We start from the raw sequence: 25,548 nt of genomic DNA, 5'->3' as shown, positions 1-25,548 counted from the left end.
ATTGGTCTGATGAATCCCTGGCGAATCACCAGGGGTTGATCGGCTGTGGCCATGTGTCTATTGTTTAAAAATGACACATGGAGCTGTTGCGGGATAAATCCGGTCCCCAGGTCCGATAGCCCTGTGAGTCGATATGAATCTGTCCGGATGCATACAGCCCCAGGCCCATATTCAGGCTCTGGCCATACTGAGCCCAGAACTGACACAGTTTGAATTTGGTATTTTCAATAAAGGCATAATCTTCGGGTTGTGGGTCAGCATGCCCGATCCGGAAGTCAATGGCAGAGTTAAATAAATGCCGTGATGAACCTGCACCACCGGCGCATTGATTCAGCGGCATATCCCGGTATACAGAGGTGACTTCAAAGTCAGTCAGTACTTTGGCTGCAATCAGATATTTAAAGATTTTCAGGGTGGGAATCTGATTTTTCCAGATTTCCTGGCTGGGGATCATGTATTCAGAGCGACCACATTTCTGCCAGTCACGTGCTGTTCGATACAGTTCAAAATTGGGAATGATATGCCCTACATTATTTTGTTCCAGGAAACGTTCGTAGGCGCGCGCACGTGATTGGTTATTACTGTCCATTAACCACTGGCGATAGGACGCCGGCATGACTTTGGCCGGAACAGGCCGCTGAACGATGATTTTTTCCTGGGGGATATAAATGCGCTGACCACCTGGGGCAGCGCTTGCCTGGCTTTTTTGCGGGGAAGAGCTGCATCCGGCCATTGTCAGTGCAACAGCAGTCAGACTCAGCAAACCCTTTAAAATATCTTTCATTTTAAATTATTTAAATACAGACTATAGCTAATTATTCTAGTCTAATTCAGTGCAGGCATTTTGCATAAATTGCAAATAAATGTATGCTTCCAGTTTGAAAAATGAAAAAAGATCAGCATGTGCTGATCTTTTTTTCATTTTTCCAGATATTGCAGTTTATCCGGTTTGCCATTCCATTCTTCACGGTCAGCAGGTTGTTCACCGATCTGGGTAATATTCGGCCATTGCTGGGAAAGTTCAGTATTCAGTTCAAGAAATACTTCCTGACCTTCCGGTAATTCATCTTCAGAGAAAATTGCATTTGCCGGGCACTCAGGTTCACACAGTGCGCAGTCAATACATTCATCTGGATTGATGACCAGAAAATTCGGACCTTCATAGAAACAGTCAACCGGGCAGACTTCCACACAGTCCTGGTATTTACATTTAATACAATTTTCAGTGACAACAAAGGTCATGGCGTCAGCTACCTAAAAATATGGTTCTCATTAACAAGGGTGTATTTTAGGCAAAAAGTGTGGCAACTAACAATTGCTTTTATTGATATTTATTATATGCAGGACTACTGTTTGCAGTAAAAACTGAATAAACCGCTTAATTTCTGAGCGTATCAGCAAAAAGCCACCATGTTCAGGTGACTTTTCATACAGTTGATCTGTATTGCAGTGGAATTTGCAGCCTGAAAAAGCGTTACAGTTGCTGTTTCAGCGCATACAGTTTTTCCAGTGCCTCACGCGGGGTCAGATTATCCACATCCAGTTCACTCAGTGCATCCAGTACTGGTGAATGTTTTTCAATTTCCACAACAATCTGTGCGGCTTCAGGTTCAGCATCCATTTCAGCAAATAGATCATTCTGTACCACAGACTGTAATTGCTGTTGTTGCTGTTTTTCCAGGATGTGCAGCCGTTTTTGTGCCTCTTTAATGACACCCGCAGGAATGCCGGCAAGCTTTGCCACCTGTAAACCGTGACTTTGACTGGCAGGGCCCTGCTGGACTTTGTGTAACAGCACCAGATTACCATTCAGCTCTTTTGCAGTGACATGATAATTGTCAATGGCGGACTCCCGGCCCAGCTCAGTCAGTTCAAAGTAGTGGGTGGCAAACAGACACAGACATCTGATCCGGCGAGTAAGATCCAGCACACAGGCCCAGGCCAGTGATAAGCCATCATAGGTACTGGTGCCACGGCCGACTTCATCCATCAGCACCAGCGACTGATTGGTGGCATGATGCAGAATCTGTGAGGTTTCTGTCATTTCAACCATAAAGGTGGATTTTCCGGAAGACAGATCATCGGCGGAACCGATCCGGGTAAAAATACGGTCGACTGGCCCTAAACGGGCGCTTTTTGCAGGGACAAAACTACCACAGTATGCAAGCAGAGTAATTAAGGCCGTCTGACGCATGAAGGTGGATTTACCGCCCATATTCGGGCCGGTAATAATGGCCATGCGGTGATTAAAATTCAGGGTGGTGTCGTTGGGTGTGTAGGGTGTTTTATTCAGGGCTTCCACCACCGGATGACGGCCGGCATGAATCTGAATACCGATTTCCGGACTGTATTCAGGCCGGGCCCAGTTTCTTAAGCGTGCCTGATGGGCAAAGTTGGACAGGACATCAAGCTGAGCAATGGCACTGCTCATCATCTGTAAACCGGCAATATCTGCGCGAAGTTCTTCCAGCAACATTTCAAACAACAGTTTTTCACGGGCAAGTGACCGTGATTCGCTGGAAAGTACTTTGTCTTCAAATGTCTTGAGTTCCGGTGTGATATAGCGTTCCGTATTTTTAAGGGTCTGCCGGCGGATATAATGATCAGGTGCCTGATGCGCCTGGGCCCGTGTCAGTTCGATATAATAGCCACTGACCCGGTTATAGCTGATTTTCAGGGTATTGATTCCGGTGCGCTCACGTTCCTGAATTTCCAGATCAATGAGGAATTGTCCGGCGTGATCACGGATTTTACGCAGTTCATCCAGTTCATCATCAAAACCTTCGGCAATGACATGACCATCCCGCAGCAGCACAGGCGGATTTTCCACAATTGCCGCCATCAGGCGCTGATGTAATCCGTTAAAATCACCGAGTTCTTCATTGAGCTGCTGAATCAGCTGCACCTGCCCGGATTGCAGCATGGGCTGAATGGCATGTCTGAGAAATGGAATCTGGGCACAGGCCTGACGCAGCTGGACCAGGTCTCTGGGGCGGGCACTGTTCAGTGCGATCCGGCTCAGGACACGTTCAATATCGCCAATTTCCTTCAGCACAATACGTACCGGCGATTCATGATAGCCTTTAAGCAGGGCACCCGTGGCATCAAGGCGATGATCCAGCAATACGCTATCGCGGATCGGCTGCATGAGTGTACGGCTCAGCAGTCGTCCACCCATTGCTGTCTGGCAATCATTAATCAATGAAAATAATGAGGTGCCATGTTCAAACAATGGGTCAATAATTTCCAGATTGCGTCGGGTCACCGGATCCAGTGCAATAAAGTCAGTGCTTTGTTCCAGCTGGATGGAACGAATATGGGGTAAGGCAGTTTTCTGGGTTTCCCGGGCATAGTGAATCAGGGCGGCGGCGGCGGCTTTAGCCAGTGGCAGGTGATCAATACCAAAGCCTGAGAGGGTAGAGACATTGAACTGATCAGACAGGGTTTTCTGGGCATTGTTCAAATTAAAATCTACATTGGGCCGCCGGGTTACCGGGCAGTCAATCTGTTTTTTAATCTGTTCAATAATGTTCGGATCGACCAGGTCTTCATCCACCAGCAGTTCACTGGGCATTAAACGGGAAAGTTCAATGGCGAGCTGTTCGGCCTGAAATTGCTGTTGCTGGACCTTAAATAGGCCTGCGCTTAAATCAAGCAGTGCGATACCAATTTGATTCTGCTGCAGGCACAGGGCAACCAGATTGGAGCTTTGTGTTGCAGTCAGCAGGCTGTCATCGGTCAGGGTGCCCGGGGTCAGAATTCTGACAACGGCCCGTTCCACCGGACCTTTGCCGGTGACTTCACCGACCTGTTCACAGATCACTACGGTTTCACCGGCCTTGACCAGTCGTGCTAGATAGCCGGCAGCGGCATGGTAGGGCACACCTGCCATGGGAATGGGGTCACCATTACTCTTGCCTCTGTGGGTCAGTGTAATTCCCAGCAGTCTGGCTGCCTTATGTGCATCATCAAAAAATAATTCATAAAAATCCCCCATACGGTAAAACAGTAATGAATGGGGATGTTGCCGTTTGACATTCAGGAATTGCTGCATCATTGGGGTGTGGGAGGAGAGATCAATTTTTTCTATATCCATGCTCATGTTGTTAAAAACCTTTCAATACAAACAATTCAGTCAATTTTTAAAGTGTGTGGCTGATTCCATTTTGATGCAATGAAATCCCATATGATCAGTGGACGGATACAGGTTCAGTGATTCAGGCTGAATCGGATGGTGACAGCACATTATTTTTATAGTAACAAAATGACCGATATTTCAGAAATAAAATATGCATCAGCTCAGCATGGTTTTTAGGTATGTTGTGGATGTCTGTACTTTGCTGATGAAATGAAGAACCTTCAGTATCAGATCAGGCAGCAGTCTGATATCAGACTGCTGCTCTGTCAGCGATAGCGATGTTTTTCAGCGCTCCGGAATTACCATTGATGGCTATACGACACTTTAAAGGTGGTGCCGGCAGCCGCCAGATGACTGGTATTATTGCTATTCCGTAATAACTGACTGTAGAGAGGATAGTATTTACGGTTAAACATATTCTCCAGCCCCAGCGTAATGGTGTCTTTCTTGTTGAGTGCAAAACTGCTGAGTAAATCGACAGTGGTATAACTCTTGACATCATAACGCCCAAAACCGTTCATACCATTCAGACGATAATCTTTTGAACCGAAATAGGTGGCTTGTAAACGGTTACTCCATGTATCGGTCGGATTGTATGAAATATAGGAGGTCAGTTTTAAAGGCGGAATACGGAAACCGGTCATGTCCTGTTCAGTACTGCTATTCTGTGGTTTTTCCCGGCCTTTCATCCAGGTGACACTGCCGCCGGCACCCCAGATATTATGGTCATCTGAATAGTCTGCAGTGGCTTCAACACCGGTAATTTTTTCTTTGGTCCGGGCAAGAATCAAGCCATTGTTGAATGACTGGACCCCACCCAGATCTGAAGTGGAGTGAAATACAGCCACGCTCGAGGAAAGATTATTAAAGTCACCTTTCCAGCCCAGTTCATAATTATCAACTTTGACGGGTTCAAGGAAAGAGGAGTTGAGATTAAATCCGGTGGTTGCAGTACGGATTACCACACCGACATCCGGTAACTGGAAGCCCTGGTTAAATGATGCATAAATGGACTGTCCGTCGGTCGGAGAGTAGGTGATATTCCCGTTATACAGCCAGGCATCCGCTTTGACTTTGCCACCCGGCACTGTGTATGGGGGGGAGATGCTGAGTTGGGACAGTGGAATAAATGAGTCGATTTCAGCATAACTGTCTTCATAGCGTGTGCCGACCTCGGCTGACCATTGGTCATTAAATTTGTGTTTCAGCTGTGCAAAGGCACCGACACTTTGTGTGGTCAGTTCCGGTAAGTAAAGGAGGTTCCCTATTTTTACAAAACTCAGACCGCCGGACTGATCATAAATGTCAGGATCAAAGATATCCAGCGGCATTTTACTTTTTTCCCGGCTGAAATCACCGCCCCAGACAATGGAGGTTTCTCCCAGGAATTCGAGTGGGGTGTTGACAGTTAAACGGCTGCCAAAAACCTTGTTTTCCTGGTACACTTGATCGACCTGATTGCCGCGGTTACTGACTTGCCGGGCATCAAAGGGGGAGAAACGGGTGAAAAAATCCCGATAGTACAGCTGGGCATCCAGCTTACTGCCCCAGAGGTCTTTATGGGTATAGCTTAAATTATAAATCTGATTTTCATTTTTATTCTGTTTGTCCAGTTGTAATCCCTTGATGGCCCTTGCCGGCACGCTGCCAGGCGGCAGGGAGGCAACGCCTGGATCGGATGCATAGTTAGAATCCTGTTCGGCATTATAGTAGTTGGCTGCAAATTGCAGATACTGGTCGTCATTGATGTGATAACCCAGTTTGGTGCCGATACTATAGGCGTCTGCATCAAACAGATCACCCTGACTGGGTTCCGGTGCGACCCGGTCTCCTCTTGAGTCATAAGGGCTGCCAATACGCTGATAACCAAAGTCCAGTGCATAGTCCAGCTGGTTCAGGCTGCCGGTAAAATATTGATGAATGTCGCCACCGAGTGCATCTGAGCGGGGATTGGTCAGTGAGCTCTGCAGGCCGATCACAGTTTTGGCTGTAGGTTCACCGCCGGCGGGTTTTGTGGAAATGGAGATAATCCCCCCGGCTGCACCACTGCCATAAATGGCGCTACTGCCGCGAATGACCTGAATCTGACTGATGCTTTCCGGATCAATTGCAGACAGTCCTCTTGAGGTGTCCCGGGTCAGGTTCATGGGAACACCGTCCACCAGGATCAGGGCATTACGACCACGAAGGGTCTGGCCAAAGTCGGTAATGGTCCGGCTTGAGTCAGACAGACCTGGAACAGCTTTTGCCAGCACGGTTGCAATATTGCCGGATGACGCATTTTTTAACAGGCCGATTTGTTTTTCGTCCAGTTTGGTGACCTGCTTTGAAGAGGTCTGCACTTCATCAGTCCGCGCTGCGGTAATGGTAATGGTGGACAGAGATTGTACTTGCTCTGAGTCATCCTGGGGTTTCTGTGAGTTGTCGGCATGTGCCGGATGAAAACACAGCAAACCGGTTATGGAGACCAGTGAAGCCAGATAGTTTTGCTGAAAACGCTGTTTATTCATTTTATTGATCCCACTTTTCATTATTTACCCCCAAGGTGCTTTAGTTGCGAATATTATAATGATAATTATTACGATTTGTAGAGTTTATTGAATGTGAACACCAGAAAAATGTACCTGTGCAATCAGATGACGGGTAATAAGTCAAAAAATAGACGCTGATTCATGTTGTCAGCTGGCCGGAATAAGGGCTGAATACGCAGTGCCGCTGAAACGTGTGCTGTGTATGTAGAGAACGGCCTTACTATGTACCTTTATATGCATTCAGATGCTGCTGATGGGCCCGTCTGACAATACTCCGGTCATCCCCCAGCACAAACAGATGAACGGCTGCATTTTGCCAGTGATGAATGTCTTCAGTTTTTCTGGGGATGGCGCAGAAAGTTTTTCCGGCCCGAACAGTTTTTGCATGTATATCATCCAGAATTTTTTTGACTTTCTGATGCTGCGTTTCCCAGGGGATTCCCATCGATTGTGAGAGATCCGCTGCACCTTCCAGAATAATATCAATACCATCAATGCTTAAAATGGATTCCAGTTGCTCTACACCGTTCATGCTTTCAATCATCAGCATGACGATGGTGCTTTGATGAGCATGTTCAACAGATTTTTTTAAGTCATCTGTTCCATAGCCATTCAGTCGGGTTGAATTCAGACCCCGGGAGCCCAGCGGAGTATAGTGGCAGAGTTCAACTGCCTGTCTGGCTTCGGCTGCAGTTTCAATCCGCGGAAATACAATGCCGGCGACACCGGCATCCATGAGCGGGTAGATCATATGTGAGGCCTGTAAGGGCACACGAACCAATACATCCAGACAAAATCCCCTTGCTGCCAGGATCATGCTTTCAATCTGAGCATTGCTGAACAGTGTATGTTCCAGATCAATGATGATGAAATCGTAGCCGGCGAGTGCCATTTGTTCTACTGCAATAGGGGAACCTATAGAGCAAAACAGGCCATACAGATTTTCCTTATTCTGAATACGCTGTTTAAGACTGATTTTATTCATACTCAAACTCCTGAATAAAACTCAGGGGGTTCTGGATGGTCTGTACTCTGAGTCGAATTTCAGGTAAGAACCGCCGGCTTGCCAGTTGTTCAATATCCATGGTGTCATCTGTAAAGTTAAAAAGTGCATAACGATCGGAAAATTCAGGGTGTGCTGCTTTGTGTTCATCAATAGTCGTGCGTAACAGTGTCCAGAATCTGATTTCTTCATAATCATAATGCTGATTCAGGAAGATCGACAGTTCGGCTAAATTGACAAACCATAATGCATCCTGAGTAAAATCGCGTAACTCATCCGGGGAATGAGTTTCCAGAAAGGAGTTGGGATTAATTTTTGCGTGTTCCTGGGGAGCATCCTGCAACTGCGGCAATAACTGAGGCTCTCTGAGCAGATGCCTGCTGAAGCGGATTCCATCATGAAAGTCTTTTAATGCAGCCTTAATGGGCAAACCTTCTTTGTGAACGAGGAGCATATTCTGGGCATGTGATTCCAGGGCCAGGCCATGGCTCCATAAAATATGCATGATGGGGAGGTAGACATGCTGAAAAAGATGTTTTAACCAAAAATCCGGTCCATACTGGCGGATCCAGTCATCAATGACAGGCTTACCATCGGTATCCACCTGCATCAGCCCGGTCACAGGTGTTGCAGATTCGCCATCTTTTAAATAATGATAAATACTTTCGCGCCAGATACATGCAAGTGCGCCGTACTGGACCGGCAGGGCAATCTGCTGCTGAACAGAAATTCCTGCGATTTCCCTGAGAATAACTGGTTTATGTGCAGGGTTTAAAACCTGGTCATCCGCTACAATTTTTGCTAACCAGTCACTCATTTTTGCCGCATTCTGCACGGTATGAGGCGCCAGTACCCGGGACGTTGAAGTATTGACCAGGTTCATGGACAATTTCAGGGAAAATGCTGTGATATCCGTGATATTGGATAATGTTCTGATCGACTGCTGAGGTAAATAATCAGGTCCGCGGGATTCAAGTGGAATAATCAGTTGCTGTTTGATTGCGTCATGGTAATAGATGGCAATAATTTTATCCCACTGCCAGGGATGAATCGGCATGAGAATGTAATCATTTAGACTGAGATGGTTATGATCCAGCTTATGGCGGCTTAATTCATGGTGAATGTTTTTAAGCTGCTGGCTGGAAAACTGCTGTTTGTAGAGTTGATCCAGGTTTAAGGAGGAACTTAAGACTATTTTGCATAGACTGCGGTGTATTGCAGTCCATTTGACCTGAAAACCCTCTGAAAGCTCCGGGGCATACTTTTTGTTTTCATGCAGATCAAAACCTATTCTGGATTTAAAACTTGGATGATACAGATGCGCATTATTCACCCGGGCTTCCTGTTCGAAATATGACAGGGTTCTGAGTGGCTGGTGAGGCGTACTGCCCAGGGTCTGGTCGTGTTTTACATAGGTCTGATAGAGTTCATCACAAAAATTTTGCCATTTCAGCGGGTCGGCTTCCACAATATTTTTTAAGTCAGCCAGTACCTGTTTTAAGCTGACAGGTGTTATTGTATTTTCATTTACATCGGTTCTGGATAATGTTGAAGTGAGTATTTTAATTCGTTTAAAACTGAAGTGGCGCGTGGCGGAAGCGCTATAAAATACATGTGCTGAAATAAAAAACTTAATTTGATTGCCGACCAGTTCATATTTGACAGCATGTTCAAAAATCAGGGCTTCCAGTAACTGGCCGATGACCCGCTGTTCGGCTTTCTGACTGGTTGCAGGACTGTTTTCCTGTTGCAATGGGGTGAGGTCGGTTAAACCACGATATTGATACAGCGGGTTGTCAATCTCAATCCAGACAGGATTTCCACCCGTATGATACAGCGTATTTAGCATATTTGCTTTAATGGGCAAGCTGACTGAGTTCAGCAGTAAATCCCGGTAATAACGGCCTTGATCTGTAAAGGTCTCATGCTTTAAAACATGTCGGGTGGTTTGCCAGAGTGTTATTTCCTCTACGGCTGTGGATCTTGCCAGGGCACTGATCACATGGGCGATATGATTGATTACCAGATAATATTTAAGAAAAATCCATGCATCCTGTTCAGAGAACCAGACTGAACTGTCCTGGCCAATCGGTGCTTCAGATATGCGGGTGAACCGGTCTGTGCCTAACATCGCTGCAACGACACTGATCCCTTCCATATCCCGAATGATTAACCGGTTCGGCATACCATTGCTGAACTCCATCAGGCTGTTCTGCAGGTGGGCTTCAACACTGATGCCTTTACTGGCAAATAACTCAAGTAATGGAATTAAGCTGACTTTGAGATATTGCGCCCACCACTCTGGAATAAACTGTTTTAAATCAGCATTCTGAATGCCCTGATGCTGGGCTGCCTGATGAATGAATTTGACCAGTGGCAACTCGTCCCTGCCATTGTCTTCAAGCAGTCCGCCCAGCATTCTGGTGTTTTCCAGCACATCCGTTGTCAGACCGGCTCTGTAAATAATCCCAAAGGCACTTTCAAGCCCGGCAATATTGACGGTTTTTGCCTCCAGTTCAGGCAGAATCATCAGGCTGCTATATTGTTGATTAATCTGATGATCCAGAATAATTTTACTGGCATCAATGGCTCTTTCCATTTCATCCAGTGGATTATTGCGGATAAAACTGGTAATACGTACATCAATGGATAATTTCAGGAATAAAAGAGACTCCGGTAACCACACGGTTCTCACCGAAGAGGTCGGCCAGACCATTTGTCCCACTGCACCCAGCGGGATTACCTGCTGATCATCCAGGTATTGTTTCAGTTCAGAATGCTGGAGCAGGAAACCGGCCTGCCAGGGATGTACGGGAAGTAAATCATAATTTTCCAGTCGATCTCCTAAAACCTCTTTTGCTTTCTTCAGAACGGCATCTTCATAGGGAATTTGAAAATCGGATTTACTTTTCAGGGTTTTGACTAAACTGTGCTGAACGGCAAAATAATGCAGCTGGAAAACAGCTGCCAGTTCAGGACTGTATTTTTTCATGTCCTGTTGGGTGAAGCCCAGATTGGCTTTTGAGGTGACATGAAAAGGATGTCCAAACATCATGCTTTGTTCTGCTGCCTGGAAGCTGAGATGCGGCGAGCGCAGGGCTGTTTGCTGTGGACGGTTTTTCAGGAAAAATTGAGTGTTTTCTATACTGTTCCTGATTTCTGCATGGAGATTGGTGTTCTGGCTTCTATCCTTAAATAAAGCAGTCAGTTCATCTGTGATGATTTTAATCAGTAATTCCGGGTCATCCATGTTTTGAAATGTGTGGCCATTTTTCCCGCTGAGTCCAAAAAATGGATGATATTGATGATATCCCGTTGTGGAAAGATGTCGAATGATGCCATGCACAGTCTGTGCTGAAGCTTTGAAGGGATAGGAAAAATAATAAGCATCTGAGTGGTCTGGGGATGCCAGGGGTGAGTCGACAGATGGGATCAGATGGTCCTGAAGATTAACTTGCAGCTCCCGGAAGAAAGTATTCAGATACTGTTCAAAAATTTTTGTGGACCACGTATCCGTTGCTATGATTTGATTCATTATTTTGCCTCTTCTAAAATGCTGTTTGCTGAAATCTTATTCAGGATGACGATTAATCCTGCACCCATAAAAAATATGGATGTACAGATGAGTGCGATGGAAATATTGAAAAATGAATAAGCCAGTGTCACGGTAACAGGCCCAAAAAGTTGTCCCAGTACAAATGCGCTGTTGGTGATGCCGATCGCTTTTCCCTGGACAGCGTTTTCAAATTTCAGCGTAATGGTATGTAAAACGGAAGGGATTAATGCAGCAAAACAGAATCCCTGTATGAGTCTTAAAACAAGAACCAGCCAGATGTTTGAGACCCAGGGCAAGACAAAAATGGTCAGGCCGCAGATGAATGCTGCTATCACGAAGTTATGCAGACAATCGCCACGGCTGTCGTTTCGTTTACCCCAATAGGTTGCTGCAACAAATGCAGTTCCCCAGGAAAGGGCATGTATAATGCCTGTCAGACTGGCGGCAGACAGGGATAACGGCGTTATTCGGCTTAATTCACCGATATAAAGTACAAAGCAGGACACCAGCCCAAAGGCACCTGCCTGAACCAGTGTCCCGGCACTGAGCCATGAAAGGATTGACCTGTCACGAAAAAGAGAAGCTGCAACGCTTTGCGGGTGTTTGCTTTCAGTTGAAGGGGGCGGGTTGCTTAATAAAAACAATGCTGAAACCATGAGAACAATCACAATCAGTGCGGTGAATTCCAGCAGTATTTCAACCCCCCACTGGTCCATGAACAGACCGCCTGCTATTGGACCGCACAGGCAGGCAAGGGCAATACTTCCCTGGAGCTGTCCCAGGGCAGTACCCCGTCTGGCCGGTACAGATAAATGCGAAACATAAGCGGTCAGAATCACGGACAGACCACAGAAGCCCAGTAAAATCCGGCCGAAAATAAAAACCAGCAAATGCACGGCTTCAGCCATGATGATGATGGATATACAAAAACCGGTTAATGAAACCAGCAAGGCCTTTTTATGACCAAAAACATCTGTAAAATGCCCAATAATGGGGGCGGTAAATAAACTGCCAATTGCCGGTGCTGATAACGCCAGACCTGCCCAGACGGTGGGCATTCCCATATGTGCCGTCATTTTTTCCATATACAATGGCATGATGGGAATTAAAACCATGAGGCCAAACGTTGAAAAAAACTGACAGAGCAACAAAATGAAATGGTTCGGAGTGACAGGACGCATAGCTTATTGATCCATCATCTCGTAATCTGGGGTATATAAGGCATGATACGGGTTTACTGTACGGCCTATTTTGCTGGGCATACTGGTTGAGTCCTGCTCCTGGGCAAGCAATGGCGTAAATAACTGTTTAAACGGCCAGTCCGTCTTCTCAAAAATCTGCTGTCGGATACACTCTTCTGCCGGTGCAGACAGTGTTTTATTTGCCATGAAACCGGAAATCTGCTGTTGCAGCATGTCCCAGAAATCAGTTTCAGAACGCGTGGTATATTTCAGCGATGCCAGTGCAATGGGATACAGATTAATCTGAATACCTAAAGTAATGAAATAATTCAGTAATTCCTCTCTGGTTTTTAATACCAGACTATTGGGTGTACTGGTATCAATTGAATAAACAGGTGTGGTCAAGCCATTTTCTTCAATGACAGACGGACAGATTCTGAGCGTATCGTGATCACGTAAAATAAAACTTTTAAATTGATTGTTTTGATAACACACCACGGTATTTTGCCCATGACATTCAGGCATGATGCCGTAAGACCATAAGCTCAGGAATGTCTGAATAAAGTTTTTGCTCAGCTGCTCCAGCAATGACCAGACATCTCCGCGGATTCCCATGCTTTCCCACGGGTTTATATAACTACAGCTCAGGGCTGACATGGTGATGGGAACGATGCTGTCATCGCGGGTCCAGGCCGGTAAATATCTGATCTGACAGCCCAGCACACCCTGATTCTGTACAATGGGTTCCTTCTTCCCCAGCACCCACCAGTGGGTTTCATCACTGAGTTCAAGCATCGGTCTTAGTGTCTGATCCTGTTGAATGACTTCATTCAGAAAATCATATGCAGCATGTCCATTGGCCAGATATCGGGCTGGCATGGAGCGGATTGCCCCCAGTGTTTTTGCATTGGTTGACAGTTTTAAATGCAGTTCTGGTTTTTTTTCAGAAATCAGTGTTCTCAATGATGATGTCGGTGGACCAATTGCTGTCCGATGATTTAAATCAATGGCCTCATATTGATTCTTCTCATGTGTGAGATAATTATGCTGTGTTTCCAGCAGCGGGAAAGGGAGGTATTCCGTTGAAAGGTCTGCTAACTTTTCCAGTAAGAGATTGCTTTCGGCATCAGATAACAAATACTCATGCGGAATGGAGTCCATGTTATTGATGATATCTTCAGTTTTAAAAGCCCACCAGCAAACTTCTATGCTCTGCTCGGTCACCAATGGCGTCAATTCGCCCTTTGCATGGGCAAATGGATGAAATGGGCGATCAGTGGCCAGCGATAAATATTCACTGGTGACCAGGCTTGACGGCGATGCTGCTGCAAGAGACAGAAGCTGTGGGATTTTTTCAGCAGTTTTTAAATTGTCATGCCAGTAGCGAACAGCTTTTTGATGGGTGCCGGACGGCCACCAGGTTGCGGCTGTTAAAACGTTGAACACATCATGCATGGCAATGTGCTGGAAGGTTTCATCCATTTTATGATGCGTGAGAATTGTCCTGGTTAACAGCTGGAAAGGATTGACACTGTTTATTTTTTCGCAATGGAAATAAAGATCCAGTCCGCTGTTAATTTCCACGATTAAATACGGATTTTTAAAATGGATATTGCGATGGAAATCTCCATAATTTTCCATGTATAAAACATCAATAACTCTCTGTAACTGATGGGTATAAATCCTCTCCAGCATCTGATCAGCTCTCCTGGATTAATGGCAGAACAGTGCCGGCGTTTTGTTTTTGTGCTGCATTAAAAAACCAGCGTGCGCAGACAATATCGTCTATTGCCATGCCCATGGGATTTAATAAAATAATTTCATCATCATTGTCCCGGCCATTTTTATGTCCGGTAATAATTTCCCCCAGTTCTGCATACAGTTTTTCACGGCTGAACAGTCCCTGTTCGACCAGCACATTAATGACTTTCTTTTCCCGGTTTGACTGATCCCAGTCATCAACAATGACTTTATCCACCTTTAAAAATACATCCGGTTCGATGTCCATAATGGAAATATTGGAAATAAAGCAGCCGCGTTTCAGCCATTCAAAGGGAATATAGGGTTTATCTGAAACAGTGCAGGTAATCAGGACATCCGCATGTTCTATGGCAGACTTTGCACTGGCATGGATTTCAAATCTGACCTCAGGATAGTCTGTGCCGAAGACTGCTGCCAGTTTCTCTGCTGCATCGGGATTCAGGTCGAATAAATGTATGGTGCGGGTCTGTGCATATTGTTCAAGCACGGTTTTAATCTGCATTTGTGCAATAGGACCACAGCCAATGACGGTCACATCTGAAAAATTCTTTTTTGCAAGATACTGAATGGAAACACCTGTAATGGCTGCAGTTCTCATGGCGCTGATCAGACTGCCTTCCATGATGGCAACCGGATAGTTGGTTTCTGCATCATTTAAGACAATCAGGGCACTTGCTCTGGGAAGGTTGAATCGGGTGGGGTTATGCTGACGCGAGCCAATCCATTTAATCCCGGCAATTGCATCATCTCCTCCCAGGTAACAGGGCATTGCAATAATTCTGTCTGCGATATGGTCCGCACCCTGCCAGCGTAAATAAGGTTTTAAGGGCTGTACAAATTGCTGGCTGGCATGCAGTTTCAGGCCTTCTGTGATTGCTTCCATAAAGGCATTACTATGATTTGCACCAAGACTTAACAAATCTGATTGGCTTAAATAACGAAGCGTGGCTGAATGACTCATAAACCTTTCCTGATGAGTGAAATTAAAAAACTTTTTGTAAAACAGGGTTTTGGGGGCGCAGGTGTTGCTGACTGAAATGTTTATGTCTGACCATTTCAAACCATTCATCCTGATAGATTAAATCCAGGTAGCGGTCACCGCGATCCGGCAGCAGTGTCAGCACACAGGAACCTTCAGCGATGCCTGGAATCAGTTTTTTAATTGCAGAAACGGATGAACCACTGGAACCCCCTGCAAAAATACCTTCATGTTCAAGCAGTTCTCTGCAACCTAATGCGGACTCATAGTCATCCACATAAATGACATGATCTATTTCTTCCGGTGAAAGCAATGCCGGGACTGCACTTGCACCGATACCTGGAATGTCCCGGGGGCCGGACGTACCACCAAATAAAACTGAACCGACAATGTCGACTGCAATGATTTTTAAATCCGGAAATTCTTCCTTCAGACGTCTTGATACGCCCATGATGGTGCCGGAAGTACTGGCACCAACAACCAGATAGTCCGGTTTTCCATCCATTTGACGAATGATTTCTTCAGCTTCACCAAAGTAATGGCTTTTCCAGTTGTCGGGATTGGCATATTGATTGATCCAGACGGCATCCGGAAGTTTTTCACACAGCTTTTTCACTGTATTGATGCGGGTTTTTAAATAGCCGCCGTTTTCGTCCTTTTCTGTCACCATTTCAATATTGGCTTTATAGAGTTTCAGCATATGCAGGTTGGCGGACGCAATTTTGGGATCCACAACGGCTGTAAATTTTAACTGATGGATTTTGCAGGCAATGGCCAGCGCTATTGCAAGATTCCCGGATGAACTTTCAACAATATGGCTGCCTTTTTTTATAATGCCGGCTTTCAGACCTTCATTGATCATATAAAGGGCAGGCCGGTCCTTAATGCTTCCACCAGGGTTGAGCATTTCCATTTTTGCCAGCACAGTCATGGATCGTTCCGGGAATAATCTGGATAGTTTAATTAACGGTGTATTTCCAATGCATTCGAGAATGTTTTCATGGATCATGATTAAAGCTCTATCCCTATGTAAAACATATAGTAATGATTATTATTTGCATTTATATTTCTATTTAAGATATTCTTGTTTTATATTGTAATTGTTATTGTAACCATTATTTTTTTAAATTATTTTGCTGTTTTATTTTGTTTTTATGACACCGGTTTTGCCATGCTGGCAGGGATTCTCTCCACGGGGCAGATCAGTGTTTCGGATTGGTGTTTGAGCCTCAATGCCCTGAAAGACATTAATTTCTCACGGAAATATTTTATAATGCGTTGTAAATAATAATTATTTTTCTTCATGTCGATGCCAATACAATTCCAGGGAAGAACAATGCATTGCCGCGTTTGAGTATTTGCCTGCTTGCCACGGGCAATTTCCAGTCATTTGCACAACAGGCAGCAGAGACCAATATCAATCCACTATTGGCCATTCCTGCTGAAGGGCGGACTTTTCTGAGTTATACCACTCCTTATTAAATTCTGCTGCTGTGCTTCATCAGACGTGGTGAAGCGCAGCAGGTACACAGGGCATATAAATCTTGTTTCAACACATCGCTATTCAGTTTTTTCCATTGCATATGCCTGGGCAAAATTGATCCGGGCTGCATGTTCGGCCGTTGCAAACCACTGGGTGACTGCTTCTGCTGAATAGGCAGGCAGTTGCCTGGCCCGCTGCTGAATCCGGTCCAGTGCCTGAGTGGCCTGACTGCGGACTTCGTCCAGATCAATATCCAGCAGTTTGCCATGTCGTTTTTTAAAGACCCCATTGATCATGACGCTATCCACATCGGCAGCGGTGGTCTGTAACACGGCGGAGCCAGTGGGATGGCAGGATCGAACCAGTGCTTTATGGGACAGAATAATCAGGTCTGCTTTTTTACCCGGGGTCAATGAGCCAATCTGTTTTTCCAGCCCGAGGGCTTCGGCACTGCCTTGTGTGGCCCATTCAAGTGCATTCCGCACACTCAGGCCGATGGTGGCTGGAATTAAGCCATTTTCAGCCGTTGCTTCATGGTCCATACAGCGCTGAAATTGTAAGCCCAGCCGCATCTGAGAAAATAGATCACCTGAACCGACACAGACAATGTCGGTACTGATTCCCGGTTGAATCCCGTGATCCAGGCAGGCCCTGAACGGTGGTCGTCCCATGCCCATCTGCATTTCTGTTTCAGGGGCAATGGAGACTTTTGCACCGGTTCTGGCCAGGATTTCCCATTCAGGATGGGTCAGTGCCGTACAGTGAATGTGTAAATGTCCCGGAGTGAGTAAGCCGTGATCATCCAGTTCCTGCAGGCCTTTCAGTAGAATGGTGTTCTGTGCTGCACCGGTATGCGAGGCGATCAGTGCGCCCAGCTCCCTGGCCAGTCGTATTTCCCGGGCAGTCTGGTCTACCGGAATGGTCCCGAAATCGCTCAACAGAAAACCGGGCTGGATAAGGGAGGAAGGTTGCCCGGAAAAATATTTTTCATACAGTGTTCTTGCTGCATCCAGTCGCTGTGAATGCGCATGAAAATGGCAGGGTTTATAGTCATAACTCTGAAATCCGTAGGCATAAATACCGCGTATACCGGATTGAATCAGTGAATCAACTGCCCTGCATGCATGTTCCAGGGTGTTGACGCAATCACAACAGTCCATAATGGTGGTGACACCGGCATCAATGGCTTCCAGGGCGCCGACCAGGGTGGCGGTGGCAATGTCTTCCGGTTCCATAATTGAACCGATGCCATAAAATGTCTGGGATAAAAATTCAGGAAGGGACATATCCGCACTGTGCGCCCGCAGCAATGCCATCCAGGTATGTCGGTGGCTGTCAATGACCCCCGGCATGAGGATGTTGCCGCGGGCATCAATGATTTGTACATCGGTGATGTGTTCAAAATCAGTGGCTTTCCCGACAGCAGCAATCAGTTCATCTTCTATGAGTACTGCGCCATTTTCAATATCGCTGCGGGCCTGATCCATACTGATGAGATAAGCACCGGTAATCAGTGTTCTTGTCGTCATATTCACTGCTCCATTGTGTGAATTTTTTCCTTATCTCTTCATCCTGGTCTGAAAGTTGATCATAGTAATTCACAGGAAAAGCCAATCTATTTATCATTCCGGCCAGATATCCGGTCTTCTTACAGTATTTCCGCCACGGATATCGATCAGATACCGTGGCGTGTCGTTATGGCAGTATCAATACACATCAGTGCATCAGGGCAATACTTCAAATGCCAGTAGCTGGGTAATTTGTGACTGCATATTGAAATTATTATCAGAAACAAGAACAAGGCTTCTATGGCCATTGCTTAACACTGGCCCCCAGCTGATTCCTTCAATATTGTCGATTTTTTGCAGACCGGCACGATCAAGATTATAAATGAGGGTTTTATTCAGTGTCCGATAGCTCTGATTCTGCAGGCTACTGTAGTTTGCAATATCGGTTGCATTGTCCAGCGACACTTTGTAAATACGGATGGAGTTGGTATAGATACCTGCATGATTCTGTATGGAAGCCCGTTCGACAAATAGTAGATGCTGATCATCGATCGCCAGTATTTCAGACACGCCATTGTCCGCCGATTTAATCTCAGACGCTGTGCCTGGTATGCTGTCCAGTGAATAGGCATACTGGTGGATCAGTTTGCCGTCACGGTCAAACTGACTCAAACGGATAACGGCCGGTGTCGTGGTGGTCGGCAGTTCGCCATCTTCATAGATGGGACCTTCCATGGAGGTCCAGATGGACTGCCCGTCGGCACTTAGACTCAGACCTTCATAGGTGGCGTTATTACGTGATCCCCGTGTTTCATCCGGATACATGTTAAACAGGGGCAGGGCGGGCAGTTGCCGGATCAGGGTGCCATCCATATTCATCTGCGCAACAAAGGGGTTCAGTCCGAGTTTTTTGTCTCCTTCACTGGTCCACCATAAACGGTCAGCTTCGACAGGGTCCACCCGTATTGATTCCGGGTCCACCACCAGGTCACCAGTTTCGCTGTCAGGAAAGTTCTGCTGATTCTGATCTTTCAGATAGACGCTTTTATTCAGTGAAACACTGTGAAAGCCATTGAGATCATAGTTCAGATTCGCAGTGAAAAACCGTGCAGGCGCAAGACTGGACCGGTCATCACTGATCAGATACCAGCTGTTGTCTGCAGCACGATAGTCCAGGCCGGATAAGCCACCGACTGGATCATTTCCTATTTTCAGGTCGTTGCTGATGACCAGTTCACCCAGGAAGTTTAAGTCGGAAACACTGGTCTGTGAGGCAGGGGGCTGTGAAGGAGGGACAATGGATTGATCTGTGTCATCGCTATTGCATGCAGACACAGACAGGGTGAGTGCGAATGCGCCGATCAGGAATAATCTGTTCATATTTCCCCGGTATGTTCAAATAATGATTGTCAAGAAAAAATACATGATTTAGCCATAAGGGTAGGCCAGGAACATTTAAGGGCAATGACAGTACCGGAGTCAGTCCGAATTTTTGCAGTGGATGATTTTGATTGATCGCCCGTGGTGGGCGTGGCTGATCAGATGCAGCCCATAAAAAACCTGCTGTCAGCAGGTTTTTTAATACAGTCAAATAGCCACAGTGAAATAACTGCGGCAAAACCACTTATGATGTGGACTTTTCCGCAGCAATTGAAGCAATGGCTGCATCGATCCCTTCAATTGAATCGGCTGCTTTTTTAATGCGTGCCAGCGCATCTACCAGGGTTTCGTCTGCAGTGGCATAGGAAATACGCATAAAACCGCCTAAACCGAAAGCGTCTCCGGGAACGACTGCCACACCGGTTTCTTCCAGCAGCCATTCAGAAAATTCCGTACAGGATTTTAGGCCTTTGGCACGAATTAATGGACGGATATTGGCGTAGGCATAAAATGCACCATCTGCCGGTAAACAGGAAATTCCATGAATTTCATTCAGACCATTGACCACCAGGTCATGACGACGTTTGAATGCTTCAATCATGGGTTTCAGCACATCCTGAGGACCATTCAGTGCTGTTTCGGCAGCCACCTGGGAAATTGAGGTCGGGTTGGATGTTGACTGCGACTGAATTTTTTTCATGGCACCGATCAGTTTTGCAGGGCCTGCTGCATAACCAATACGCCAGCCTGTCATGGCATAGGCTTTGGATACACCGTTCAGTACGATGACACGGTCATACAGATCCGGTGCAACGGTTGCAATATTATGGAATTCTTCAGTCCAGCGGATCGGCTCGTACATGTCATCGGACGCAATATATACCTGCGGATGCCGACGCAATACTTCTGCCAGTGCTTCCAGCTCTGCTCTGGTATAGATCATTCCGGTTGGGTTGGATGGGCTGTTCAGCACCACCAGGCGTGTTTTTTCGGTAATCGCTGCTTCAAGCTGTGCCGGTGTGATTTTAAAGCGCTGTTCTTCACCGCATTTCACAATCACCGGCACGCCTTCGGCAATAATCACCATATCCGGGTAGCTGACCCAGTAAGGGGCAGGAATGATGACTTCATCGCCTTTGTTCAGCAGGGCAAGGGCAAGGTTAAAAAAGGATTGTTTCCCGCCACAGGAGACCAGAATCTGGTTTGCCTGATATTCAAGCTTATTGTCACGTTTGAATTTTTCAATAATTGCCTTTTTCAGACTGGGTGTACCATCAACCGCAGTATATTTGGTAAAACCGTTATTAATTGCTGTAATCGCTGCATCCTTGATGTGTTGCGGGGTGTCAAAATCAGGTTCACCTGCACCCAGGCCAATCACATTTTTACCGGCAGCTTTTAACTCAGCTGCTTTATTGGTAACAGCGAGTGTTGGGGACGGTTTGATGGCATTTACACGATCAGAGAGACGTACGTCCACGGCAATATTCCTTCCTTAATGGGCATTAAAAAAATAAAAAGCATTTTATCTTAGCCTAAAAGGGGGCATCCCGTCGCCAGCTATTGGCAGAATAATCATAAAAAATCATAAAAACTATTGCATCCGGCTGCCCAGGCATTTAAACGCTGGAATCGGTATGCTGATGCTCGCACTGAATTTAAAAATTTCGTACAATAACTGCTGATTGAATTGAGTGAATTCCTCATGAGTAGCCGGAATCCCCGTGAGAAAAAGGTAGTGGTTAATTTACCGTTTCCTGTAAAAAAAGTGAATGAGCCAGACAGCGATGAAGTGCTGGAAGAGCTGCGGCCAAAACCACAGCGTTATGCGGACCGTACCTGGATGCCACCCCGCGGCACCCGCCGTTCCATGGGTAAACGCTGAAGTCCGGAGTCAGGTGCTGAATCTGATGCCGGTTTCATCGCATGGTTCAGACTCTGACCCTGGTAGCACTGACCAGGATCAGCACTGCAAAAGCTATGGCTGCATGTTGAGTTTTTGTATTAAATCATGCCCAGCATGTCCATTATCCGCATAAAATTTTAAAAACAGCAGTTCTTCGTCAAAGCGTATAATATTTTCAAATTGTAGTATATCTATACAATAGTACTTATCGTTCCTGAAAGAGTGTCTGAAAGTGGGGATTGTTCCAATAATGCAACAGATCGTTTTATGGATAACAATGCATAAAAGTGATGGATGTATAAACTAGACAATAATTTTTAAGCGAGATAAACATCATGAATTTCAAAACATTGGCTATTGGATTGGCTGTTGCAACGGCTGCTGCGTTCTCATTTGCCAAGCCTGTAGCTTATCAGATTGATCCAGCCCATACCGCAACTGTATTCAACTGGAATCACTTTGGTTTTTCTACACCATCTGCAAACTTCACTGATATTCAGGGTACCATTAACGTAGACAGCGAAAAACCGGCCAATTCTTCAGTGGATGTTACCATTCCTGTCAGCAGTGTAAACAGTAATGTTGCTGCATTGGATAAGGCATTCCAGGAAGAAGAATGGTTCAATGCTGCTAAGTTCCCGACGATCACGTTCAAAAGTACTAAAGTTGAAACCCGGGATAAGAAACATTTCAAAATCACCGGTAATCTGACCGTTAAGGGTGTGACCAGACCTGTAGTGCTGGATGCAGTGCTGAACAAACAGGGCGAGCATCCAATGACCAAGGCACAGACCATTGGTTTCAACGCAACCACATCATTTAACCGCTCTGCCTTCGATATTGGTGGCTATGTGCCGAATGTCGGTGATAAAATCACTGTAAGCATTACGACTGAGGCTTCTGTAGCGGCAGCAGCAAAATAATCGGATCATTTTCGGATTAATTTCCCGAATAAAAAAGCACCCTCATATGAGGGTGCTTTTTTATGCATGCAGAGTTGGTCAGGTCCGTTGAGCATTCCCGTCTAAAGTGTGGCAATTTGTGCCAGAAAAGCTTTTATAATCAATTCTGCCCTGGTTTGCAGTGCCTGTGCATGCAGCTGGCTGTCCTGACGCAGCGCTGGAATATTAATATTGGCCTTGCGTAATTCACAGCTGTGTCCAATTAACCATTTTTCCATGTGTTCAGCAGTGACCTCCAGGTGAAATTGCATGGCCAGAATATGCTGGCCTACACGAAATGCCTGATTGCTGTAGACACTGGAGCTGGCCAGCAGCTCGGCATCCCGGGGAAGATCAAAGGTATCGCCATGCCAGTGCAACACAGGCGTATTTTCAAGTGGCGCCAGCATATTGTCTGTGGCGTAACGGATTTCCAGTGGACTCCAGCCGATTTCTTTGACATGACCTGCATAAACACGGGCACCCAATGCCTGGGCAATGAGCTGCGCACCCAGACAAATACCAAGGGTAGGACGTTTTTTGTCAAGACGCTGTTTCAGATGGTGAAGTTCATCTTTCAGGAAAGGGTAGTCTTCAGTTTCATAGACGCCAATTGGCCCGCCCAGGATAATGGTCAGCCCCTCATATTGCAGTGCAGGTGTCAGATCATCCACACCGGCTTCAAAGTAACGCACACGATAACCGAGTTGATAAAAGATATCTTCAAGCGAGCCCAGGTCTTCAAAGGCTAAGTGCTGTATTGCATAAATACTTTTGGGGAAGCTGCTGTCCATAGTGTGATCTTTTCTGGTAACGTGGGGGAGTAATGAAAAAATGGCATGGCTGTAACATTATCTGAATTATGCTGACATTTCCATATGTGATCCGGGCCAGAATGCCGGATACACATGCGCTGTTATGTTTTCAGTGACTTAGGTCCAGTCATTTGAAAAATCAAACTGATTGCATGCAGTGCTGAGCAGAACAGGCCTGTAAAAAGTGTGTCCCTGGGGTACAATTTGCAGATTCAGGGAAATAACAACTGAATTGAATGACAGAAAAGACAGAACACAGCAGACAGGAGCCTGGTGCATGCAAAGAAAGATTATGCTGACGCTGACGTGCGTATTGGCATTATTCACGGTTTATGGCTGTAATGATCATGATCGGCCATCCGATCAGATTTCCACATTGAATGTGGACAGTAACCCCTACAGTTGTTCATCAATTGCAGATGACGGATCAAATGTGGTGGTGGGTACAGGCCAGACCGGAGACGCGGCATTTCCAGAACCTGCATCCGGTTATCGGCTGGGACTGAAAACAAAATATTCAGATCGCTACATGGTCGTGGCCAATACACCACTGGCCACCAAAGCAGGTTGTGATGTACTCAAAGCCGGAGGTTCAGCGGTAGATGCAGCCATTGCCGTGCAGGCGGTACTGGGTCTGGTGGAACCGCAGTCAAGCACTATCGCCGGCAGTGCATTCATACTGTATTACGATGCTGCAAGTCAGAAGGTCAGTGCGTATGATGGCCGGGAAACTGCACCGGCAGCTGCAACTGAATATTATCTGCTGCGTCAGGATCAGGCCGATGCCGGTTCGGCAGCACCGGTTCCATCGGCCAGACGCAGTGGGCGCTCCATTGGGGTGCCGGGTGTGATGCGTATGTTTGAAATGGCACATGATGAACATGGCAGACTGGCGTGGAATCAGTTGTTTGACAATGCCATTGATCTGTCAGCCAATGGTTTTAAAATTCCAGGACGGCTTGCTGATGCGATTCAGGCCAATGCCGATGCACTGGCGCTGGATAAAAACGCCATGCAGACCTATTTTGATGTGGACGCTAAACCGCTGAAACTGGGGGATACCTTAAAAAATGCTGCCTATGCAGAAACACTGAGGAAAATTTCCACTCAGGGTGCTGACGCTCTGTATCAGGGACAGATTGCCAGTGACATTATTGCCAGAGTGGCGCAAAGCGTTGGTGATGATGCAGCAGCAACTCCCATTACGCCTGGTTTGATGACTCTGGAGGATCTGAAAAATTACAAGGCTGTGCGGCGTGAAGCCATCTGTGATACCTATAGAAATACCTACTATATCTGTACCATGCCGCCACCGTCTTCAGGCGGGGTTGCCGTTGCTCAGACGCTGGGGATTCTGGAAAATTTTGATCTGACACCCTATGCACCGACTCAGACTGAAAATGAAGGTGGAATTCCATCGGTCATGGGCGTGCATCTGGTGGCAGAGGCTGAAAGACTGGCCTATGCAGATCGTGATCAGTATGTTGCAGATACAGATTTTGTGCCCTTGCCAGGCAGGGGCATTGCAGACCTGCTGAATAAAAACTATCTGAAGCAGCGTGCGGCACTCATTGCGCCGGAAAAAAGCATGGGCACTGCTCAGGCCGGGAACTTTAATTCAGTGGCCGGCAAGGACACCACGGTTGAACATGGTACCACTCAGTTCACCATTGTGGATGCATACGGCAATGTCGCCTCTGTTACCTCCACGGTGGAGTCGAGCATGGGATCATTTCATATGGTGGATGGGTTCCTGCTGTCCAATCAGTTAACCGACTTTTCTGCAAGTCCTGTTGATGCCACAGGGGCAATGATCGCAAATCGGGTCCAGGCAAATAAACGTCCAAGAAGTACCATGGCACCGACGCTTGTATTTAAGGGAACGCAGCCGGGTGACTTTTATGTAGCAACAGGTTCGCCGGGTGGAGGCACCATTATTCAGTTTTTGGTGAAAACCCTGGTGGGTATGCTTGACTGGCAATTGGATGCACAACAGGCCACTTCACTGGTGAACTTCGGTGCAATGAACAATGCAACCACCAATGTCGATGGTTCCAATACCACACTCGATCTGGCAGAGCTGGTTAAAGGCTTGCAGGAAAAGGGCCATGTGGTGAATTTGAATCCGCAATCCAGCGGTGTTTCAACCATTATGAAGACATTGAAGGACAATCAGACCCGTTATGCAGGTGGGGTGGATCCACGACGTGAAGGCCTGGTCCTCGGAAACGGCGCATTGTAGGCCCCATTTCTTCATACGGGCTGTATGATATGAATAGAAACCGGATCACATGTAGATCCGGTTTTTTATTTCGATGTGCTGTCAATGCTCTGTCTGACTTTGAAGATTTGGAGGTCGTTTCTTC

The 25,548-nt window shown here is 46.4% G+C and carries 17 protein-coding genes and 1 pseudogene; 4 read left to right on the top strand and 14 right to left on the bottom strand.

Translation table 11 applies throughout. From position 1 onward, the window contains the following. Positions 1-64: 64 nt before the first annotated feature. The 10 genes and pseudogenes from ACT6PV_RS09240 to sbnA all read right to left on the bottom strand — a co-directional run bounded on the left by ACT6PV_RS09240 (position 65) and on the right by sbnA (position 16,158). The gene (locus ACT6PV_RS09240) at positions 65-784 is read right to left on the bottom strand and encodes a peptidase M15 (protein WP_445116092.1); all 720 of its coding nucleotides are present in this window, start codon (positions 782-784) and stop codon (positions 65-67) included. A 134-nt stretch (positions 785-918) separates the two neighbouring features. Next, positions 919-1,242 carry a ferredoxin FdxA gene (gene fdxA, locus ACT6PV_RS09235; protein WP_445116091.1) on the bottom strand — a complete coding sequence of 108 codons (324 nt, stop codon included), beginning with the start codon at positions 1,240-1,242 and terminating at the stop codon, positions 919-921. A gap of 232 nt (positions 1,243-1,474) precedes the next feature. Then, positions 1,475-4,102: a DNA mismatch repair protein MutS gene (gene mutS, locus ACT6PV_RS09230; RefSeq protein WP_445116090.1), complete on the bottom strand. Its 2,628-nt coding sequence runs from the start codon at positions 4,100-4,102 to the stop codon at positions 1,475-1,477. A 335-nt stretch (positions 4,103-4,437) separates the two neighbouring features. After that, positions 4,438-6,519 (bottom strand): annotated as a pseudogene (locus ACT6PV_RS09225) (TonB-dependent receptor); the annotation flags it as partial. A gap of 370 nt (positions 6,520-6,889) precedes the next feature. Beyond that, complete coding sequence (locus ACT6PV_RS09220; RefSeq protein WP_445116089.1) at positions 6,890-7,654, bottom strand: HpcH/HpaI aldolase family protein; 765 nt, start codon at positions 7,652-7,654, stop codon at positions 6,890-6,892. Beyond that, entirely contained in the window at positions 7,647-11,207 is a 3,561-nt protein-coding gene (locus ACT6PV_RS09215; protein ID WP_445116088.1) for an IucA/IucC family protein, read from the bottom strand. Before ACT6PV_RS09215 ends, ACT6PV_RS09220 begins: the two co-directional genes overlap by 8 nt. Further along, positions 11,207-12,409, bottom strand: coding sequence for an MFS transporter (locus ACT6PV_RS09210; protein ID WP_445116087.1), 1,203 nt, complete (start codon positions 12,407-12,409; stop codon positions 11,207-11,209). Before ACT6PV_RS09210 ends, ACT6PV_RS09215 begins: the two co-directional genes overlap by 1 nt. Positions 12,410-12,412: 3 nt before the next feature. Beyond that, a complete protein-coding gene (locus ACT6PV_RS09205) occupies positions 12,413-14,104 on the bottom strand; it encodes an IucA/IucC family protein (RefSeq protein ID WP_445116086.1) in 1,692 nt (563 codons plus the stop codon). A 4-nt stretch (positions 14,105-14,108) separates the two neighbouring features. Beyond that, positions 14,109-15,131, bottom strand: coding sequence for a 2,3-diaminopropionate biosynthesis protein SbnB (sbnB, locus tag ACT6PV_RS09200; protein WP_445116085.1), 1,023 nt, complete (start codon positions 15,129-15,131; stop codon positions 14,109-14,111). 22 nt (positions 15,132-15,153) lie between these two features. After that, positions 15,154-16,158: a 2,3-diaminopropionate biosynthesis protein SbnA gene (sbnA, locus tag ACT6PV_RS09195; RefSeq protein ID WP_445116084.1), complete on the bottom strand. Its 1,005-nt coding sequence runs from the start codon at positions 16,156-16,158 to the stop codon at positions 15,154-15,156. Between the two features lie 332 nt (positions 16,159-16,490). Here sbnA and ACT6PV_RS09190 point away from each other — a divergent pair, with 332 nt between their 5' ends. Next, the gene (locus ACT6PV_RS09190; RefSeq protein WP_445117136.1) at positions 16,491-16,631 is read left to right on the top strand and encodes a hypothetical protein; all 141 of its coding nucleotides are present in this window, start codon (positions 16,491-16,493) and stop codon (positions 16,629-16,631) included. Positions 16,632-16,709: 78 nt separating this feature from the next. On the opposite strand, the gene ACT6PV_RS09185 is transcribed toward ACT6PV_RS09190, so the two are convergent. The 3 genes from ACT6PV_RS09185 to ACT6PV_RS09175 form a co-directional block, all read right to left on the bottom strand. Then, complete coding sequence (locus tag ACT6PV_RS09185; RefSeq protein WP_445116083.1) at positions 16,710-18,161, bottom strand: amidohydrolase family protein; 1,452 nt, start codon at positions 18,159-18,161, stop codon at positions 16,710-16,712. Between the two features lie 195 nt (positions 18,162-18,356). Then, positions 18,357-19,520 carry an esterase-like activity of phytase family protein gene (locus tag ACT6PV_RS09180; protein WP_445116082.1) on the bottom strand — a complete coding sequence of 388 codons (1,164 nt, stop codon included), beginning with the start codon at positions 19,518-19,520 and terminating at the stop codon, positions 18,357-18,359. A gap of 244 nt (positions 19,521-19,764) precedes the next feature. Further along, positions 19,765-21,000, bottom strand: coding sequence for a pyridoxal phosphate-dependent aminotransferase (locus ACT6PV_RS09175; RefSeq protein ID WP_445116081.1), 1,236 nt, complete (start codon positions 20,998-21,000; stop codon positions 19,765-19,767). 225 nt (positions 21,001-21,225) lie between these two features. Between ACT6PV_RS09175 and ACT6PV_RS09170 the strand changes: the two genes are divergently transcribed. Continuing rightward, positions 21,226-21,405, top strand: coding sequence for a hypothetical protein (locus ACT6PV_RS09170; protein ID WP_445116080.1), 180 nt, complete (start codon positions 21,226-21,228; stop codon positions 21,403-21,405). 356 nt (positions 21,406-21,761) lie between these two features. Continuing rightward, positions 21,762-22,349, top strand: a complete 588-nt coding sequence (locus ACT6PV_RS09165) for a YceI family protein (RefSeq protein WP_445116079.1) — start codon at positions 21,762-21,764, stop codon at positions 22,347-22,349. A gap of 101 nt (positions 22,350-22,450) precedes the next feature. Here ACT6PV_RS09165 and ACT6PV_RS09160 read toward each other — a convergent pair whose 3' ends face one another. Beyond that, the gene (locus tag ACT6PV_RS09160) at positions 22,451-23,161 is read right to left on the bottom strand and encodes a glutamine amidotransferase (protein ID WP_445116078.1); all 711 of its coding nucleotides are present in this window, start codon (positions 23,159-23,161) and stop codon (positions 22,451-22,453) included. A 298-nt stretch (positions 23,162-23,459) separates the two neighbouring features. On the opposite strand from ACT6PV_RS09160, the gene ACT6PV_RS09155 reads away from it, so the two are divergent. Next, complete coding sequence (locus ACT6PV_RS09155) at positions 23,460-25,424, top strand: gamma-glutamyltransferase family protein (RefSeq protein WP_445116077.1); 1,965 nt, start codon at positions 23,460-23,462, stop codon at positions 25,422-25,424. Positions 25,425-25,548: the final 124 nt, after the last annotated feature.

The organism is Acinetobacter sp. WZC-1, from assembly GCF_052544965.1.
This window is presented reverse-complemented; position numbering and strand designations above follow the sequence as displayed.